17 protein-coding genes and 1 pseudogene are annotated in these 16,613 nt (G+C 46.7%); 8 read left to right on the top strand and 10 right to left on the bottom strand.

Annotated features, from left to right (window positions below; genetic code table 11):
• The first annotated feature begins 24 nt into the window (after nucleotides 1-24).
• From radA to HRE53_RS24545, 5 genes and pseudogenes are all read left to right on the top strand, one after another.
• Nucleotides 25-1,490 (top strand): annotated as a pseudogene (gene radA / locus HRE53_RS24565) (DNA repair protein RadA).
• Nucleotides 1,491-1,814: 324 nt separating this feature from the next.
• Entirely contained in the window at nucleotides 1,815-2,153 is a 339-nt protein-coding gene (locus HRE53_RS24560) for a hypothetical protein (protein WP_235108316.1), read from the top strand.
• 7 nt (nucleotides 2,154-2,160) lie between these two features.
• Nucleotides 2,161-3,471, top strand: coding sequence for a histidine kinase dimerization/phospho-acceptor domain-containing protein (locus HRE53_RS24555; protein WP_235108315.1), 1,311 nt, complete (start codon nucleotides 2,161-2,163; stop codon nucleotides 3,469-3,471).
• The gene (locus HRE53_RS24550) at nucleotides 3,435-3,755 is read left to right on the top strand and encodes an ATP-binding protein (RefSeq protein ID WP_315876660.1); all 321 of its coding nucleotides are present in this window, start codon (nucleotides 3,435-3,437) and stop codon (nucleotides 3,753-3,755) included. The genes HRE53_RS24555 and HRE53_RS24550 overlap by 37 nt, the downstream gene beginning before the upstream one ends.
• Nucleotides 3,707-4,489, top strand: a complete 783-nt coding sequence (locus HRE53_RS24545; RefSeq protein WP_315876658.1) for a response regulator — start codon at nucleotides 3,707-3,709, stop codon at nucleotides 4,487-4,489. The genes HRE53_RS24550 and HRE53_RS24545 overlap by 49 nt, the downstream gene beginning before the upstream one ends.
• 268 nt (nucleotides 4,490-4,757) lie before the next feature.
• On the opposite strand, the gene HRE53_RS34965 is transcribed toward HRE53_RS24545, so the two are convergent.
• Nucleotides 4,758-4,913, bottom strand: a complete 156-nt coding sequence (locus HRE53_RS34965; protein ID WP_212665681.1) for a transposase — start codon at nucleotides 4,911-4,913, stop codon at nucleotides 4,758-4,760.
• Between the two features lie 2 nt (nucleotides 4,914-4,915).
• On the opposite strand from HRE53_RS34965, the gene HRE53_RS24540 reads away from it, so the two are divergent.
• A complete protein-coding gene (locus HRE53_RS24540) occupies nucleotides 4,916-5,746 on the top strand; it encodes an alpha/beta fold hydrolase (protein ID WP_235108313.1) in 831 nt (276 codons plus the stop codon).
• A 54-nt stretch (nucleotides 5,747-5,800) separates the two neighbouring features.
• Here HRE53_RS24540 and HRE53_RS24535 read toward each other — a convergent pair whose 3' ends face one another.
• From HRE53_RS24535 to HRE53_RS24515, 5 genes are all read right to left on the bottom strand, one after another.
• Entirely contained in the window at nucleotides 5,801-8,410 is a 2,610-nt protein-coding gene (locus tag HRE53_RS24535; RefSeq protein ID WP_235108312.1) for a fimbria/pilus outer membrane usher protein, read from the bottom strand.
• 50 nt (nucleotides 8,411-8,460) lie between these two features.
• Nucleotides 8,461-9,222, bottom strand: coding sequence for a molecular chaperone (locus HRE53_RS24530; protein ID WP_235108311.1), 762 nt, complete (start codon nucleotides 9,220-9,222; stop codon nucleotides 8,461-8,463).
• Between the two features lie 233 nt (nucleotides 9,223-9,455).
• A complete protein-coding gene (locus HRE53_RS24525) occupies nucleotides 9,456-9,743 on the bottom strand; it encodes a hypothetical protein (RefSeq protein WP_235108310.1) in 288 nt (95 codons plus the stop codon).
• A 104-nt stretch (nucleotides 9,744-9,847) separates the two neighbouring features.
• Complete coding sequence (locus HRE53_RS24520; RefSeq protein WP_235108309.1) at nucleotides 9,848-10,480, bottom strand: hypothetical protein; 633 nt, start codon at nucleotides 10,478-10,480, stop codon at nucleotides 9,848-9,850.
• Nucleotides 10,481-10,490: 10 nt separating this feature from the next.
• The gene (locus HRE53_RS24515; RefSeq protein ID WP_235108308.1) at nucleotides 10,491-11,027 is read right to left on the bottom strand and encodes a hypothetical protein; all 537 of its coding nucleotides are present in this window, start codon (nucleotides 11,025-11,027) and stop codon (nucleotides 10,491-10,493) included.
• Nucleotides 11,028-11,300: 273 nt separating this feature from the next.
• On the opposite strand from HRE53_RS24515, the gene HRE53_RS24510 reads away from it, so the two are divergent.
• Nucleotides 11,301-11,591: a DUF4090 family protein gene (locus tag HRE53_RS24510; protein WP_235108307.1), complete on the top strand. Its 291-nt coding sequence runs from the start codon at nucleotides 11,301-11,303 to the stop codon at nucleotides 11,589-11,591.
• The gene (locus HRE53_RS24505) at nucleotides 11,581-12,297 is read left to right on the top strand and encodes a DNA alkylation repair protein (protein ID WP_235108306.1); all 717 of its coding nucleotides are present in this window, start codon (nucleotides 11,581-11,583) and stop codon (nucleotides 12,295-12,297) included. The genes HRE53_RS24510 and HRE53_RS24505 overlap by 11 nt, the downstream gene beginning before the upstream one ends.
• A gap of 53 nt (nucleotides 12,298-12,350) precedes the next feature.
• Here the strand turns inward: HRE53_RS24505 and HRE53_RS24500 are convergent, their stop codons facing one another.
• The 4 genes from HRE53_RS24500 to HRE53_RS24485 form a co-directional block, all read right to left on the bottom strand.
• On the bottom strand, nucleotides 12,351-12,566 hold the full coding sequence (locus tag HRE53_RS24500; RefSeq protein WP_235108305.1) for a hypothetical protein: 216 nt from the start codon (nucleotides 12,564-12,566) through the stop codon (nucleotides 12,351-12,353).
• Nucleotides 12,554-13,147, bottom strand: coding sequence for a hypothetical protein (locus HRE53_RS24495; protein ID WP_235108304.1), 594 nt, complete (start codon nucleotides 13,145-13,147; stop codon nucleotides 12,554-12,556). Before HRE53_RS24495 ends, HRE53_RS24500 begins: the two co-directional genes overlap by 13 nt.
• Before the next feature lie 299 nt (nucleotides 13,148-13,446).
• Complete coding sequence (locus tag HRE53_RS24490) at nucleotides 13,447-13,593, bottom strand: hypothetical protein (RefSeq protein WP_235108303.1); 147 nt, start codon at nucleotides 13,591-13,593, stop codon at nucleotides 13,447-13,449.
• Between the two features lie 157 nt (nucleotides 13,594-13,750).
• Nucleotides 13,751-16,600, bottom strand: a complete 2,850-nt coding sequence (locus HRE53_RS24485; protein WP_235108302.1) for a calcium-binding protein — start codon at nucleotides 16,598-16,600, stop codon at nucleotides 13,751-13,753.
• Nucleotides 16,601-16,613: the final 13 nt, after the last annotated feature.

Below are 16,613 nucleotides of genomic sequence, written 5' to 3'. Positions count from 1 at the left end.
AGTTCAATTTTATTTAAGAATTATATGGCAAAAACACGAACTCATTACATTTGCCAAGAATGTGGTGCAGCTTCTCCCCAGTTTTTTGGTAAATGTCCCTCCTGTCACACTTGGAATTCTTTGGTCGAACAAGTGGTGCCCAATGCACCTGCAGCAACCGACGGAACCCGCTTGGCGCAACGACATCGCCAGAAACGTAATGCTGCCCCCCCCAAGCGCTTTCTTCCCTGACATTAACCCAGATTTCTGAGCAGCCAATACAGCGATTTAGTTCGGGTTACGTTGAACTCGATCGGGTGTTAGGGGGAGGCATTGTCCCAGGTTCTTTAGTATTGGTAGGGGGTGATCCGGGAATCGGAAAATCAACCCTTTTGTTGCAAATTGTCAATTTTTTAAGCTCGCGGCAAACCGTTCTCTATGTTTGCGCGGAAGAATCTGGCCAACAGGTTAAATTACGCGCCCAGAGATTGGGAATTGGAGATTTAATTTCGAAAAAAGAGATTTCAGACACTTCCACCCCCCAACCAGAGAAAGCAGCGAATGCCAATTTATATCTGTTACCCGAAACAGACTTAGAATTGGTGCTGCAAGAATTAGATTCCCTGCAACCTCAAGTCGCCATTATTGATAGTATTCAGGCTCTCTTTTTCTCCACTTTAACCTCGGCCCCCGGTTCCGTCGCCCAAGTTAGGGAATGTACGTCAGCTCTGATGCGACTGGCAAAACGAAACCACATTACGTTATTTATCGTCGGTCACGTCACAAAGGAAGGGGCAATTGCAGGTCCCAAGGTTTTAGAACATTTAGTCGATACCGTGCTCTATTTTGAAGGGGATCGGTTTGCGAATCACCGATTACTCCGGTCAGTGAAAAATCGATTTGGTGCGACTCACGAAGTTGGTGTTTTTGAAATGATTGATCGGGGCTTGCGGGAAGTCTTGAATCCATCGGAATTATTTTTGGGGGACCGCGAAGAGGTATCACCAGGGACTGCCACCATCGTCGCTTGCGAAGGCACCCGTCCAATTGTGGTGGAACTGCAGGCCTTGGTCAGTCCCACCAGCTACAGTTCACCACGCCGTTCGACGACAGGCATTGAATATAATCGGTTGCTGCAAATTCTGGCTGTGTTAGAGAAACGGCTGGGGATTCCCCTCTCTAAGCTAGATGCCTATGTGGCTTCTTCCGGTGGATTGAGTGTGGCCGAACCCGCTGCAGATTTGGGAGTTGCGATCGCACTCGCAGCCAGCTTCCGAGATCGCCTGGTAGACCCAACCACCGTCGTTATTGGCGAGGTGGGATTGGGCGGCCAAGTCCGCTCCGTATCGCAAACCGAATTACGTCTGAAAGAGGCTCTCAAGTTGGGATTTAAACGGGCCATCATTCCTAAAGGCCAGTCTTTTCCCAGTTTGGATATCGAAATCATTCCCGTTGCTCGGGTTGCCGATGCTATTGTGGCAGCTCTCCCCGGCGGCCAATCTACACAGTAGATTGCAGAGCATTAAACTTGATGCCTTTTTCCTGAAGCAATGAGATTGCCTCCGTTTCCAGTCCATCTGGTCCTAGAACCAGTCTCTTCATACAACGCACCCCAGTAGGGTCGCTTTCCTCTGGGTATATAGAATTTCCTTGACGGTGCCATTCAGCTCCAGCATGGGAATATGGGTGGCTAAATAACCCATCCAATCCTAGAGATTCCAGTCTATTGACCTGCTTTCTCTCAAAAAGTTGGATACAAATTGATTATCTATCATCATTTTTAAGATAGCTGACGTTACCATTTCCATGGAGGACATTGTATCAACTGATCATCCATGACCATTCGGCAAAAACGGTTGAACAGCCTTGGGAAGCTACTAGCCAAAGTAACCCAAACCTCTGTATGCCCAATTTGGATGCCCATTAGTTTGCTAATTGCAGGGATCAGTACCCCTGCATTCGCCACAAAGAATGTCCTCGTCATCCATTCCTATCATGCAGAACTATCCTGGACCCAACAAGAAAAAGAGGGGATTGATCAAGGGTTTCAAAAAAGCGATCGCAACCTCCGTATCTTTCACGAGTATTTGGACCTCAAGCGATATCCACAAGCGCCCCACAAACAAGAATATCTGAACTATTTACAGCAAAAAATATCAAGATACTTCCATTGATGTATTGATGGTCGGCGACGATCCAGGCTTGAATCTGGTACTGGAGTATCGCCGTATTTTTCTGTCCAAAGTTCCACTGGTATATTTCGGCATTAACCACGTTCGTCATTCTTTACTCAGAAGCCCTGGAATGACGGGAGTATATGAAACCCACAGTAATCAGGAAACGATACTAGAAGCCGCACGCCAAACCCAAAGCAACGGTGTCATTCTTGTGAGTGACACGTCTGCATCAGGAAAAGCGAACCAAAAGCAGATCGAAAAATTGCGGACTCACCCCCAGGCTCCCAAACAACTCGTCACGATTGTCGATCTAGTCCCCCAACAGATTGCCGCAGAAATTGGTCAATATCCTGACCATTGGCCCATTTTCATGTTGGGACAGCTTCGACAAGAATCTGCTACAGGGCCTTTAATGGACTTTAAGAAAGCGTCCAACCTTCTCGCCCAGACCATCCCCAACCCCATTTATGTTGATACTTCTCTCATGATGGGGGCAGGAGTTGTCGGTGGAAAAATATTAGATGGCAATTTCCATGCCCAACAAGCGGTGGCCTTAGCGCTACAAATTCTTGAAGGAACATCAGTGGATCAAATTCCACCGATCCTCAAATCAAAAAACCTGTGGGTCTTTGATGCCAAAATGCTTAAACGAGCAGGCCTATCCCTTGATAATCTTCCGCCAGATAGTCAGGTCATCAATCAAGACCTGTCCTGGTTTGAAGAAAACCAAAGTTTAATCATTGTCATTTCAGTCATCTTTGCCTCTGGATCAATCACCATCCTGTTGTTAAGCCATTACATTCGGCTGCAAAAACAAATCGCCCAGGAGCTGCATACCAATCAAACCAAACTCAAACTGGCGCAACAAACCTTGGAGAAGCGCGTGGCGCAAAGAACAACAGAATTAGCAACCGCCAAAGAAAAAGCTGAAATCGCCAACTATGCCAAAACAGAGTTCCTCGCCAATATGAGCCACGAACTCCGCACCCCCCTCAATGCCATTTTGGGATTTAGTCAGTTACTGCAAAGTGAAGGGAATCTCGCTGAGGTCCACCAAAACCATGTGGGTATCATCAACCGCAGTGGCGAACATTTGCTCACCTTGATCAACGATGTCTTAGAGCTTTCTAAAATCGAAGCGGGCCAAATTGTTGTCCATCCATCCTCCCTCGATCTCATCGAGCTGCTGGACACACTGCAAACGATGATGCAGTTAAAAGCCAATGCCAAAGGGATTGAACTGTCCACAACCTACGATCCTGACATCCCCCCCCTTTTATTGAAACTGACCCGATCAAAGTACGGCAAATTCTGATTAATCTGCTGGGAAATGCCATTAAGTTTACGCAAACAGGTCAAGTCAACTTGAATGTCCGTCCCCTTGAGAATCCAAAAGCAGAGAGCTCTATGAGTTTGGAGTTCACCGTTCAGGACACGGGTCGTGGCATCAATCCCGAAGCTTTAGAAGATATTTTTACGCCTTTTGTGCAAACCCGCACAGGCCAAAAAAGCCAAGAAGGCACCGGACTCGGCCTGGCCATTAGTCGCAAATTTGCCAGACTGCTGGGGGGGGGGATATTACCGTCACCAGTACCTTAAACGAAGGCAGTACTTTTTATTGCACCATTCAAACGAACCAGACAACCACTTTCCCAACGAGCAGGCGCCAATATAACAACATTGTTCACCTGGCCTCAAATGAAGCACCTTGGCGGATTTTAGTCGTCGATGATCAACTCGAAAACCGCCAATTAATGGTGAATCTACTCTCTTCCGTGGGCTTTGACACCCAAGAAGCTATCCATGGTCAAGAGGCCATCGAGAAGAATCAGCAATGGCAACCCCATTTGATTTGGATGGATTTACAGATGCCTATTATGGATGGTAAGACGGCTCTAAAGCAGATTAAAGCCACGGCTAACCCGCCTATTGTCATTGCCCTCACGGCGAATATATTTGATTGCGATCGCACCCAAGCATTGCAAGACGGGTTCGATGGATTCGTTTGCAAACCCTTTCGTACCTCAGAAATATGGGAACAAATGGCCCAACATCTGCAGGTAGAGTTTATCCAGGCAGCCCACCCCTCAGCCCTCACCTCTGCTGACAATATTGTGATTTTGCAAGATCTCCAACATCTGCCCCCAGAATGGCAGCTTCAGCTCATCAAAGCATCACAATCTCTAGACAACCCTAAAATTGAACAACTTCTCACCCACATCCCCGATCAATATGCTCCCCTCATACAGACCCTGACTGAGTTAGTCAGGGCTTATCGATTCGACCTGATCTTAGATGCCTTAGAAAGTCTCAATTTACTCTCCCAATCCTAGGATTCAGGCTTCCTTATGCCCTATCACCTGTCGATCATTCACTGATACAATCCCTAAGTGAAGTGAGCAGGCTCTTCGACACCCGGCAACTCGATTGAGATTTGGTCAGTCATGGCTCAAACCAGAGTGGGTAGACATATCCTCAATCTGCAATGACCGTGCCAAATAGAAGCTTCAACACAGTTGAAACAGGCATCCGATCATTCATGTTGCCCAGAATGTTGAGCCATTCACCTGGGTGATTAACGACGAGAGGTAACTTGCAGCCCTAACACCAACTGACTGATGTCTGCCCCCGAGCTGTCATGTTTTTGAAAATGCGATGACGAGAAATCCAACAGTTATGACACATGGCGATCTTCGTCACATCCACAACAGAAATGCCGGTGCAGGAACCAAAGTAGCTGTGCAGATATACACTCATCAATGTTGACGAAATCTAATATTTCATTCGAACTAAGTGTTGAAGGAAAACCAGACAGTCAGGTCAGTGCAGCATATATCGATATCGGCAATGGCCCAGCCATTTTATTCATTCACGGTTTTTTCTCAGATGCATCAGTTTGGAAAGGCATCACCAATAACCTTAAAGACAAATATCGCTGTATAAGTCTAGACCTATTAGGTTTTGGTGATTCTTCTAAATTAGAGATTGAATATAAAGTTGATTCACAAGTCGCTTTTTCCAAAAAATTCATGGAAACACTTGGAATTGAAAATTTCTTTGTTGTTGGCCATTCTTTAGGGGGTTGGACAGCAGCACGTCTAGAACTTTCTGCCTCCCCATCAATATTAGGACTAGTTCTGCTAGCCCCCGCCGGTGTTGGAGAATATCTTGAACCGTATCGTATACTCATCCCTTTCTCGTGGAAAACGCCAGTCATTGACTGGCTCATTAGCCTAGTATCTCCTTTGCTAAAACTTCTTGGATATGAAAAATTTATGCAGGAGATCAGGTTTATTCGAGAGAGGTTTTTACATGATCCTGTCTTTCAAGCATGGATACAAAGAGCATTTCGCCTAGAAATAAGTGATGAACTTATCCATGAAGATGCAAAAAACATCCATTCTCCAACGGTTATTATTTGCGGAGAGTCAGACGAAACCATTCCCGTTGAATTTGGGGAGCACCTTGAAACAAACATCTCCAAAGCAAAATTACATGTTATTCCAGGCGCAGACCATCAACTTCCCACGAAATATTGCCAGACATTATCTGACTTAACTTTGGATTTTTTGACCAGTGTTGAAGTATAAATTGACTGAATAAAAATGAGCTAAATCTAATCCTTTTGCCATCCCTCCATTTTCTTACTTTTTTGGGGATGACTCTAGAATGACCTCACCTGCCACCTTAATTGGACCTACATCATAGATACCTTCCTGATCGCCGGGAATCGTAAACTGCACAACTTGAGGCTTTTCTGTAAACAGCCGAATTCGATATTTTCCAGGTTTAAACCCTTCAGCAGCGAACTTACCCGCCTTATTTGTAAATAGGGTTATCGGTTTCCACTGCGGATCGGACAAAGATTGTACTTCACCCGCTTGCAACGCAATCACCTCGCCTTGCGAATTCAGTAACTTACCCTTCAGAAAAATGGAAGCATCAGAGCCCATACGGATCAGCGTACCGCTTTTATAGGTAGGAGAAACATAATGAACCCGAGGACCAATCTCATAACCAATGGGCAAGTCAGGTGCGCTCACCCGCAATGTGGACAGTTGATAGGACTGTAAATTGGACATCACGGCTGGTCCAAAGGGATCAACTTTGGCTTGATAGTTCTCACCGCCATTAGGATTCACACCAATTTTTAATCCCTTCAAATTAGGATGAGGTACTAACAAGGCAAAACTATCTGTTACAGGGCGTGAAATGCCCCAATGACCATCGACAAACACAATAGCTGTACCAAACGTTAACTGGGTACTACTTTGGGTCAGTCTTTGACTCTCCCTCTCTAGCTCAAAAGATTGGTCCAGTTGCCAGGTTCCTCGATACCCTTTGTATTTAAGGTTGCCAGAGAGACGATTACGATCGGCCTTAGCATTTAACCCCACCGATGCATCCAATCCCTGATTAGGATTTAGAGCACTATAATTCCAGGCCAAACGGTTTTCAGGATCGTCTACACTGCTCACTTCTGTCGTGAGCTGCACGGTCTGTCGTTTTTCAGGTTTCAGCCACAGGAAATTAAGGGAGGCTTGCTGCTCATGATTTCCCTCTTGGTTGAGAATTTGGCTTAATCTGAGATTGACACCCACCCCCTTAAAGGATCGAGTCAGTCCCCAAACCAACTTGTACTGGTCTGAGGTATTCCGTCCCAGTTGATAGCGAAAATTTAAAGTACTAGTTATATCCCAAAACAACTTTTGGCTATAGTAGGCCGTGAAATCTAAGGCTGTCTCTTGTTCTCTATTGACAGCTCCAAAGTTTGCAAAAACGTTACCCCGGTACTCCACCGCGACCCCAAAGTTCCGTTGGGTGGGATTTTGTTCGCCGGACTGTAAAAAGTCATACCCGAGTCTGAATGCATAGTCTTGCCCCCATTCCTGTTTATTGCTAAAGGCCACATCCACATCTACATTCCCAATGGGGGCCGCCCAGAGGCCTTTAAGTCCGACCAATTGTTCCTGGAATCCCGCTTGCAGATATCCCCCCACCGTAAAATTCGGAGATATCCCAGCACGATGACTCAGACTCACGATCGGTTGGGAGGTATCATAACGCCACAACCTCATTTCATCGGTCCGAGGGAAACCAACCCCATAGGCAAATTGATGCCGCCCTGGTGCTAGTAAATTACCCGCCACCGTTGCCGAAAAATCTAAGCGCTGGACCCGACCCACATTGTCTGTAATCACGAGCTGAACATCATTGAGACCTGCCGTGAGGGGCAAATCACGAATATCTTGGGGACCTGCAGACAACCTTAAAGTTTGAACAAGCTGACCATTATTAAAAACTTCAACCTCAGCTTCATCCTCTAGAAAAAATTCGAATCGATTGATCGGACGGGTTACTCGGTTAGGTTGAAGCTTGAAATTACGGACTACACTCATGCCAAAGATAGACTGGTTATTTTGATATCCAATCGTCGGTAGTGCCAAATCCCCTAATACATATCGCACAGATCGTTTTGGGTCATCTCGGATCAGACGGATATCTTCCCGTTGAACCGTTGTCATATCGTCTTCATCCCAACGTGCCGCGCCTTCAAAGACCCAACCTTTGTAATTTAAAGCCCCATCAAGATCCAACTGAACAGGCTGCCGTTCCCATTCCCCTTCAGACCAATCCACCGTTTCTCCCCCTCTGACATTGAGATATCCTGAGAACGAATTCGGGGTCAGGGGGGCTTCTGCGCCTGGAACTTGGGATTGCGAGCCTAGTGAGGATACCTTCACTTTTCGGTGAACCGAAGGAATGGTGATCTTCATCTCCAGCCGTTGTTCATCAAATTGGGCCTGAAGACCATGTTGGCTGAGATTTTCAAGGGATAGTTGACCACTCTCACTCACGTCGGATGTTAGCAAAGACACTATCTCTGCATCCAATACATTAGACAAGGGTTCTAACAATTGCGAAGCGGGCAGGCGAATCAACTTGCTATTCCCATTTGGAATCGTCACTAATATTTCACCGATGACACTTCCATCAATCAGTAATGGCGCCATCAGCTGATGGGGTCTCTCCTGCAATTGGGGTTGCCCAAACACTTTTTCAAACACCTCCTCTTCAGTTAAGTCAGCGGAGGATGATTCTGGCTCTACGGATGGTGGAACAGTCGGTGGATCAGATGGTGGTGGTTCAAATGCGGTGTTAGAAAACAGTCGTGATTCTGGGGTACTAGTAGTGGTAATTTCTTCAACTGGAAGAACCAATTGAGGAGGAGGTGGGATGTGTCCTAGCGTCATAATTCATCTCCCTCTCACCGATTGAGAGGATTCAATGCCCTGTTTCCTCCTTAGTCCGGCTGTTGAAAAGTAAAGGTGGCCTTCACAGGCTTAAAGTTCAAATTGGCGGGATAGGGAATTCGGAATTGACGTTGCTTACCTGCCAGAATGGTGGCATTCTTCATTTCACCCATTTGCTCCGGGGTCAACTCCAAAACCTCACCCTGCTCAGCAATCAATCTGAGCTGCAGTTTCCGTAGAGACGCGTGAGCGGTTCCCTGGTTATGAAAGGTCAAGGCCAACTGTGCATCGCCTTTTGGGGATTGCATGTTTTCTAACCCCGCAAGAACAACATCAGGTTTTACCTTTTCTGGCTTGATGTAGACCGAGCCGACATAGCGCATCAGCACTTTTATCTTTCCGGTAGAGGATGTTCCCTTTAGAGCTGAAGGTGGATTCAGATTGATGGGTAATTGTTCAGCAATCAGTCGATAAGCCAGTTCTTGAGTGGGTTCAGACTCCCCCACCCAAGTCACTCTTACCGTCTGCATGGCATTTGGCTCAAGTAATATTTGCGGAGGATAGACCAGAAAATCATCATCTGCAGGTGAATGACTTTCCTGACCGGTTTTATTCACCAACCGATGAACCATTGAAATATTAATAGCGACCCGTTCATTGCTCGGATTAAAAATTTCGTAAGACTGAGTGGAACCAGAACCGACTGGCTTAAACGTTCGTGAAATGGGCTCTAACTTAAAAGCATTGCTGGGCTGAAAACTAAAGAGACTGATGGTGGCTGCCAACAGAATGGCTTGAAATACTGATTTCATAAATCATCCTTGCCTTTCAACAACTCAATTAAGCCAAGATCACTCTCAAGCTCGGTTGTCGATTTATTATTTTATGGTATTAATAAAGCTGATTATTTTAGATCAAAGGGTTATCTGAAATATTGACAAGAATAGAGCCGCTATAACTACCAGGGTCCTGCAAAATTCCAGGCGTATAATAAATATAAATATCCCGATTTTCTGTGCCAGCTAAACTTGTCGTATATTCATAATTATTCCCAGATGGAACTGTAAATTCTGCTGCAGTGGGGGGGGGGTGGATCTCCACTATTTACAGTGACAACTTGAAAGCCAATTGGAGTACCACCTGATTTTCCGATGGAGCTAGAGCTAATTGTTAAGGTGAATCCCGTAAGATTTATCGTTGAAGCGGTTAATGTTGCTACTTTGACAATACGACTACTCGTACTGCCTTCGCCATCTAACGTCAGGTTGCTGGCATTACTTGAAGGGGTAGTCGTTAAAGTCGGCAAGGCAAAAGCTGGCTGAAGCCCCATCATGAGCCCCCCTATCAGACAACCTAATAGGGGGAAAGCTCGGTCACTTAAGGTAGGGTATTTCACACTTTCGAACTAGTTCTAATAACAGTGCATTTGGGAATAATTCATTGATCAATTGTGCTCAGCAAAATCTCTGACTGATAGGTTTGGGCGGTCTCAAGGTCTACGGTTTCAAGTTGGAGATAGACACTCAGTCGGAGCGCTTGACCTTGACTAGGGACTCTGACCTGAGGCTGCTGCTGGGTACTGAAAGTCGCCCTCTGATTTTCCGGTGTAGATATACCTAATTGGAACGGAACCCTCTCTCCTGTTGGACTTTCTAGATAGTTCTTAACCGGCTCGAATACAACGTCAAAGGGATACTCCCCATTCATTTGAATCGTCAGATCCATCACCTTGACCGTAATCCGGCTCTGGTTGCCTTGAGAAATAGATGGGTCAGCAGCTTGAACTGACTGAGGTTGCAATTCCACTTTAATCGAGCTGGAATTTGAAGACGAGTCTATGGTGAGTCGGGGAGAAATAATCCCCACTAAATCAACACTACTATTTGCACTGGCCAGATTATGGGGAGTCAGTATCCCCCATAGCCCTAGACATAACCCCGACATCCAGAAGATTGAATGAGTCCCTCGAGTATTGACTGCAGACTTCTGCTGATGCAACAAAGATTTTAAATCTAGGGCCATCGGTGAAATATGCCTTTTCAATGGCTCAGCTATAGGCCGATAATCCATAAGATTTTGCTTAATTATCAGCCACTGTCACTGTAATAGCCCCTGTATAAGACCCGGGGTCTTGCAGAGCGGCTGGAGTATATTGAACCCAGAGATCGCGATCTCCCGATCCGGAGGCATTCGCTGCAGAAGTTGCGAACGTATGATCAAGACCTGAAGCAACCGCAAAGTCCCCTGTCACTGCAGAAACACCAGTAGCCGTTGTGGTTGTCTGATAAGAGATAGCTGTTCCCCCGGACTTTGTCAGGTCTCCTGAGGTTACGGTTAAGGTATATCCTTGCTCGTTGTTTGTATTAATACCGAGATCAGCGACTTGGATAATTTGTTGATTACCAGCAGCACCACCATCTAAAGGCAAAGTACTAGCACCGCCCGTAGCTGTTGTCGAAAGCGTTAGTGTTGAAGAGACAGTACCAGACAAATTTACGGTATCTGCAAATGCTTCGGATGGCATCACGACTGCCATACCAAAAGAGACACCTAACACTGCCAAAGTGCGGAGGATAGAATTGCCTAGAGCGGATTCAGACTTAACACAAACTTTCATAATCTAAGATAATAACTTTTCCTTCACTTTCTAATTTAATGACTGACTGTATTTAAACCCGTATATATAGAAGTTTGAGTTGTAGATTTACACCATTTTTTTAACTACAATCAAAAAAATACTTAAGAGATATCGCTATAATTCTAATCAATTATTTTAATTTTCAGCTAATAGAAAAGACCAGATGAGAATCACCTCTTATCCTAAATATGGGTGAGCAACATCCCAATCACTGGTAGGATCCGAACGTGAACTGAGCAACCCCCTATTAATATGGCAAACCCTCGCAATACAACCGGCGCAGAGGCAGTTGATACTGCGATCGCAAAAGGTCTCGATCTCGATGGCTCCCAAATTCCCGCTCCCAAACTCAATCTCTACAATCAGGTCATGGGATTAGAGGGAAATCGGCAACGAAGTGGCGTATCCAATACCATGCGATCTCGGATTGTCCGCATTGGAGCCAAGCATATTGCCCAAGCTGAACTCAATCAAATGCTGTTGGATGCAGATTTCGCTCCCTTGAAGGATAAGGAAGTCGCTTTTTATTACGGTGGCAAATAACCTTACCGCTGGTACCGTCCATCAACAACTCGTCTCCCTCGCCAATCCAGAGATTGCCGAGCATTCCCAACGCTTTTTCAAAACTGGGGCAGGTGACTATGGTGAAGGTGATCAATTCTTAGGGATTCGAGTCCCTGTACTCAGACAGCAGGTTACTCACTACCAATACCTCCCCAACAAAGAGGTCATTGCTCTTCTCAAATCACCATTTCATGAAGAACGTCTGTTTGCCCTTCTAGTTTGGGTCAAGCAATTTCAGAAAGCCCCTGAAGAAAACCAAGCCCATCTTTACGGTCTCTATCTCCGCCATACCCAGTACATCAACAACTGGGATTTGGTAGACAGTTCTGCCTATCAAATCGTGGGAGTCTTTCTTGAAGGGAAAGATCGTCAACCGATATATCCATTGGCCCAGTCTCAAAGTCTATGGGAACGGCGAATCGCCATGATCGCAACCTTTCAGTGGATTCGCAATCATGATTTTGAGGACGCTCTAGCGATTGCCAAGTTACTGTTGCACGATCAGGAAGATCTAATCCACAAAGCCGTCGGCTGGATGCTTCGGGAAATTGGCAAACGGGATTTAGAAATAGAGAAAGGCTTTCTCAAAGTGCATTACCAAGAGATGCCCCGCACGATGTTGCGGTATGCCATTGAGAAATTTCCCAATCCTGAACGACAAAGGTATTTGAAAGGGTTAATTTAGTCCTTTGCCGAACCCCCAATTCCTGTGATCGTTGCTCATGCAGGGCATTGCTCTCATTTTGAACAGAAATAAATTTTTCTTGAGCTAGGTTTGCCAGGACACAATTGTCTGATGCGGAGTTTGTAGATAGAGGCTAAAGGAGAAGTTGCGATCGCATCCCGGTATTGCACTTGCGATCGCACATCCAAAAACTCCCCCGCATTGCTACAGGCAGGGGAGTTAAAAGACAGATGAAAAGCGTCCAGGAACTTTACCCTTATGCAACGCAAGGCAAAACGTCAGCGACGTCTTGAGAGTTCTTTTCCTGAGAGAGTTCCATAGAGACCAACAAACTCTCGCTTTCCTTTTGATAAGCCTCTACCAGTTGTTGTTCTTCTTGGCTCAAGTCAGGATCACTGTTGAGCGCTATCTCTTGCAGTGTTTCTTCAACCAGTTCCATTTGCTGTTCGGCCTCTGCCAAAATAGCTTGAGGTTCAGACTCTAGCAGTGATTCAAAATCGACTACAGCATCGAACTTAGTCTGAAATTCCTTTAAGACAGCTTGTAAATCAGTATTCTCCTTCGTCAGAGTATTGACGGTCATCGACAGTTCAACCTCTTTCGCTTGTAAGGTTAGCTGATTTTCCTCCAAACGCTGCTGTCGCTCAGTAAGGGTCTGAATAGTACGTTCAAGTTCGGATTTATCCTGCTGAAGCTGATTGACTAAAGACCGATAACTCTTGATGGCTTTGACGGCGGGTAACAGCTTTTCCTTCAGGTTCATATGAGCCACGTCAAGTTGATGAAATTTATCAGAGAGTTTGACATAAGCCCCAGCGAGGCCGTTATAGCGTTCAGCAATAGATTTCATGGGAGTTTATAAAGGGGGTGATTCATCCCCACTATTATCGGTAATCCTGTCAAATTTGGCTGTACCTGCATATACGCTTGACCGGGATAAAAATTCGGTTAGACGTATACACACCACTCTATTGAATGGATGCCAAAGGTTTATTTACTTCCATTCAGATGGCGTAACTCACGCGAACTTTCCAGCTAAATCGTTCGGTGGGAGAGAGGCATAGAAATACCTGCTCGATCAAAGGCATTCTTGAGGCAACGACGATATTCTCGACCAACGTTCCACTGCTGCAGCGGCTTAGTTTTAATTCACAAACGAATCGTTAGATGATTTTCACTAAATTCATCTACTTCCAAAATGGTAGGGGGCTCAAAGATGAGTTCCTGCCAGGGTTGCACCCGATTCATCTCTTGAGCAACATCATCAATAATTGAAATTTCCTGATCAAGATTCATTTGATACCCAACTGCGATCGCTCAGTTCACCCGAGACCATTTATTCATATGATTTCTGACTGACCTTTACTCAAAGGACTTAGAGCCTTCATTATGCGTGCAAAAAAGAGAGGAGGTTTCCCCCCTCTCACTCAGTTTGACTAGTCAGTCACTCGTTCTAGACAGCCCAGGCTTGCTTCAGGGTTGAATCTAGCTGAGTCTTAGCGGCCAGAGTAGACCCTGCAGTCTCATAAGCATCCCAAGCTTGCACCATGTCATTGACTTGAGAGCTCTGCAGAGAAGCCCCCTTGCTAACTTGGATAGTATCAACTTGCTGACTGAGGGGAGTGGCATACCAATCCTTGAGAATCACCATCTCATTCGTATCTAAGACATTGAGTTGAACATCATTGCCGCTTCTGGAGAAGTCAATGTTGCGGTAATCAACCTTGGCCCCTAACAGCAGCTTATCGGTGGTGTTAGCATCACCCTGGTTATCGATCGTGGTGGTGCGGATGCCACCAGGATTTGCCCCTAGAGAAGCGCCAAAGTCATCTTTACCCCCAATTTGGTAAGTGTCGTTGCCAGCCCCACCGGTCAAGGTGATGTTGTTACCGATGGAAATCAGGGTGTCATCGCCTGCACCAGCATCGTAAGTGTTGGACTCACCGCCGGCATGGATGGTGTCCTTATCTTGTCCACCCTGGATAGCGTTGTTCTTACCAGCACCGTAGATGCGGTTCAAACCACCCAAACTCATGAAGCTGTTCTTGGCTCCCTTGACCAGGACAATATCGTTACCGGAACCGGACTTGATTGTGTTTTCCTGACCGAGGCCGAGAATAATATCATCGCCTTTGCCGCCGTCAAAGGTATTCTTTTGACCAATGGCCAGGATAAAGTCGTTGCCTTTGCCGCCGATAAGCTTGTTTTCCTTACCACCACCGATGAGGATATCGTCGCCATCATCTCCTTTTAGGGTGTTCTTCTTACCGCCGCCAATCAGGATGTCGTTACCTTTGCCACCCCTGAAGCTATTGGTCTGACCGCCGCCAAGGATAATGTCATCTCCAGCTCCTCCCTTGAGGACGTTCTTCTTACCTGCACCGAGGATGATATCGTCTCCCTTGCCGCCTTTGAAGATGTTGGTCTTACCAGCGCCGAGGATAAGGTCGTTGCCTTCACCACCAAAGAGACGATTCATTTTGCCGCCACCGATAATGATGTCAGCACCTGCCCCCCCTTTCATGGTGTTGGTCTTACCACCGCCGAGAAGGATGTCGTTGCCTTCGCCACCGAGCATGGTGTTGAATTTACCGCCGCCAACCATGATGTCGTTGCCTTTGCCACCGGACAAGGAGTTAATCTTGCCGCCGCCAACCACTAGGTCATCCCCCGTTCCGGCCATCATGTTATTGAACTTGCCGCCGCCGGCCATGATGTCATTACCAGCTCCGCCCATCATGGTGTTGAGCTTACCGCCGCCAATCATGATATCGTTGCCATCTTGGCCCATCATCTTGTTGAAGGAACCACCCGCCAACATCAGGTCATTACCGAGGCCACCTTTTAAGAGGTTGAATTTACCGATGGAGGCTTGGATATCGTTGCCCCGACCACCATCTACGATGTTGACTTTACCGCCAGCCACTTGGATATCATCGCCTTCGCCACCGGACAGTAGGTTCACTGCCCCCAGGGCCACTTGGACATCGGCACCGTTGCCACCCCATAGAGCATTGGCTTTACCCAGAGACACTTGAACGTCACTGCCTTGACCACCCAGAAGGAAGTTGGCTTTGCCCGCTGCAACCATAATGTCGCTGTTGGCACCGTGGCTAAAGAGGTCGAAGCTTGGCAGGGTCAGGTTGGGAAGCTTAATAGATTGAGCGACGCTATTGGCTTTGTCTTTGAGCAGTTGTAAGGGATCTGGAAGGTTAACCGAAGGAATAGAAGGAAGGTCCGGTAAGGAAGGTAAGCCCAAAGCTGGAATGTCCAGGGTGGGTAGAGTGACCTGGGGGACTGGAATCGAAGGCAGGTTAATTTTAGGAATGTCAAGCTTGGGAAGATTCAAGCTTGGGATGGTGAGCGGAGGCAAACCAATGCTGGAGGTAGGCAGTCTCAGGCTAGGAATTAAGGATCCAGGAAGGTTGATGGAGGGCATCTGAATCGAAGGCAGTTGCACATTCTTGAAGCCAGTGACCTTAAAGTCAATGCCAGGGAAGTTCAAACCGAGATCAGATGTATCGAGGGACAAGTCACGGACATCCGGTAGTTCGGGTAATTTGATTTCAGGTCCGTTTAAGCTGAATTTCAGACTGCCAGGATTGGGGAGTTGATCTAGGAGAAAGCTAGGCCCTTTGAAGGCGGGGATAACGTCACCCAGTTCACTAAAGTCCACCTCAAATTCTTTGAAGTTTGGAAGACTAAAACCGGAGAAGTCTAATTTCGGTAGGCTGGCATCGGAGAGCTTCAGAGACCCTAGGTCTAAATCTTTAGCCATGTTCTTGAGGGTATCCTTGTCGATAGTGTCGCCTGCCATGGCATTCGCTGCGCCTAAGGCAACCATCACATCTTGGCCTTCGCCACCGACTTGAACGTTAGCAACTGCTGCACTGACGAGGATGTCATTGCCAGCTCCGCCGTTTAAGTAGTTAGCTGCACCCAGACCAATCATGATGTCGTTGCCGCCGGCGGAAGTCAGCCAGTTTCCGGCCGCGACCCCGACCATGATGTCATTACCGTTGCCCGTCTTAAGCTTGTTGAGTGCGCCGAATCCCACGACGACGTTGTTGCCATCGCCTGCATCGACAACGTTGGCCCCACCGACGCCGATGATAGTATCGTTGCCGGAGCCAGAGTTAATGACATTGGCTCCGCCTAAGCCGATGACCGTGTTGCGACCGTGGCCTGCATTGATTTTGTTAGCACCACCAAATCCAAACATGAAGTCGTTGCCATGGCCAGCGTTCATGGTGTTGAAGCCACCGACGCCCACTGAGGTGTTGTGGCCGTGGCCTGCATTCATATTGTTGTAACCA

Source organism: Acaryochloris sp. 'Moss Beach' (genome assembly GCF_021497025.1).
In the GTDB taxonomy this organism is placed as follows: Bacteria; Cyanobacteriota; Cyanobacteriia; order Thermosynechococcales; family Thermosynechococcaceae; genus Acaryochloris; species Acaryochloris marina_A.
The sequence above is the reverse complement of the archived record's forward strand: the minus strand, read 5'-3'. Positions and strand labels throughout refer to the sequence as shown.

Excerpts from the sequence above, each read along its gene's own strand:
- HRE53_RS24560 (WP_235108316.1), top strand. The coding sequence starts at position 1,815 with ATGACCATTCGGCAAAAACGGTTGAACAGCCTTGGGAAGCTACTAGCC.
- HRE53_RS24535 (WP_235108312.1), bottom strand. The coding sequence starts at position 8,410 with ATGACGCTAGGACACATCCCACCTCCTCCTCAATTGGTTCTTCCAGTT.
- HRE53_RS24510 (WP_235108307.1), top strand. The coding sequence starts at position 11,301 with ATGGCAAACCCTCGCAATACAACCGGCGCAGAGGCAGTTGATACTGCG.
- HRE53_RS24495 (WP_235108304.1), bottom strand. The coding sequence starts at position 13,147 with ATGAAATCTATTGCTGAACGCTATAACGGCCTCGCTGGGGCTTATGTC.
- HRE53_RS24490 (WP_235108303.1), bottom strand. The coding sequence starts at position 13,593 with ATGAATCTTGATCAGGAAATTTCAATTATTGATGATGTTGCTCAAGAG.
- HRE53_RS34965 (WP_212665681.1), bottom strand. The coding sequence starts at position 4,913 with ATGAGTGTATATCTGCACAGCTACTTTGGTTCCTGCACCGGCATTTCT.
- HRE53_RS24530 (WP_235108311.1), bottom strand. The coding sequence starts at position 9,222 with ATGAAATCAGTATTTCAAGCCATTCTGTTGGCAGCCACCATCAGTCTC.
- HRE53_RS24485 (WP_235108302.1), bottom strand. The coding sequence starts at position 16,600 with ATGAATGCAGGCCACGGCCACAACACCTCAGTGGGCGTCGGTGGCTTC.
- HRE53_RS24525 (WP_235108310.1), bottom strand. The coding sequence starts at position 9,743 with ATGATGGGGCTTCAGCCAGCTTTTGCCTTGCCGACTTTAACGACTACC.
- HRE53_RS24520 (WP_235108309.1), bottom strand. The coding sequence starts at position 10,480 with ATGGATTATCGGCCTATAGCTGAGCCATTGAAAAGGCATATTTCACCG.
- HRE53_RS24515 (WP_235108308.1), bottom strand. The coding sequence starts at position 11,027 with ATGAAAGTTTGTGTTAAGTCTGAATCCGCTCTAGGCAATTCTATCCTC.
- HRE53_RS24540 (WP_235108313.1), top strand. The coding sequence starts at position 4,916 with ATGTTGACGAAATCTAATATTTCATTCGAACTAAGTGTTGAAGGAAAA.
- HRE53_RS24555 (WP_235108315.1), top strand. The coding sequence starts at position 2,161 with ATGGTCGGCGACGATCCAGGCTTGAATCTGGTACTGGAGTATCGCCGT.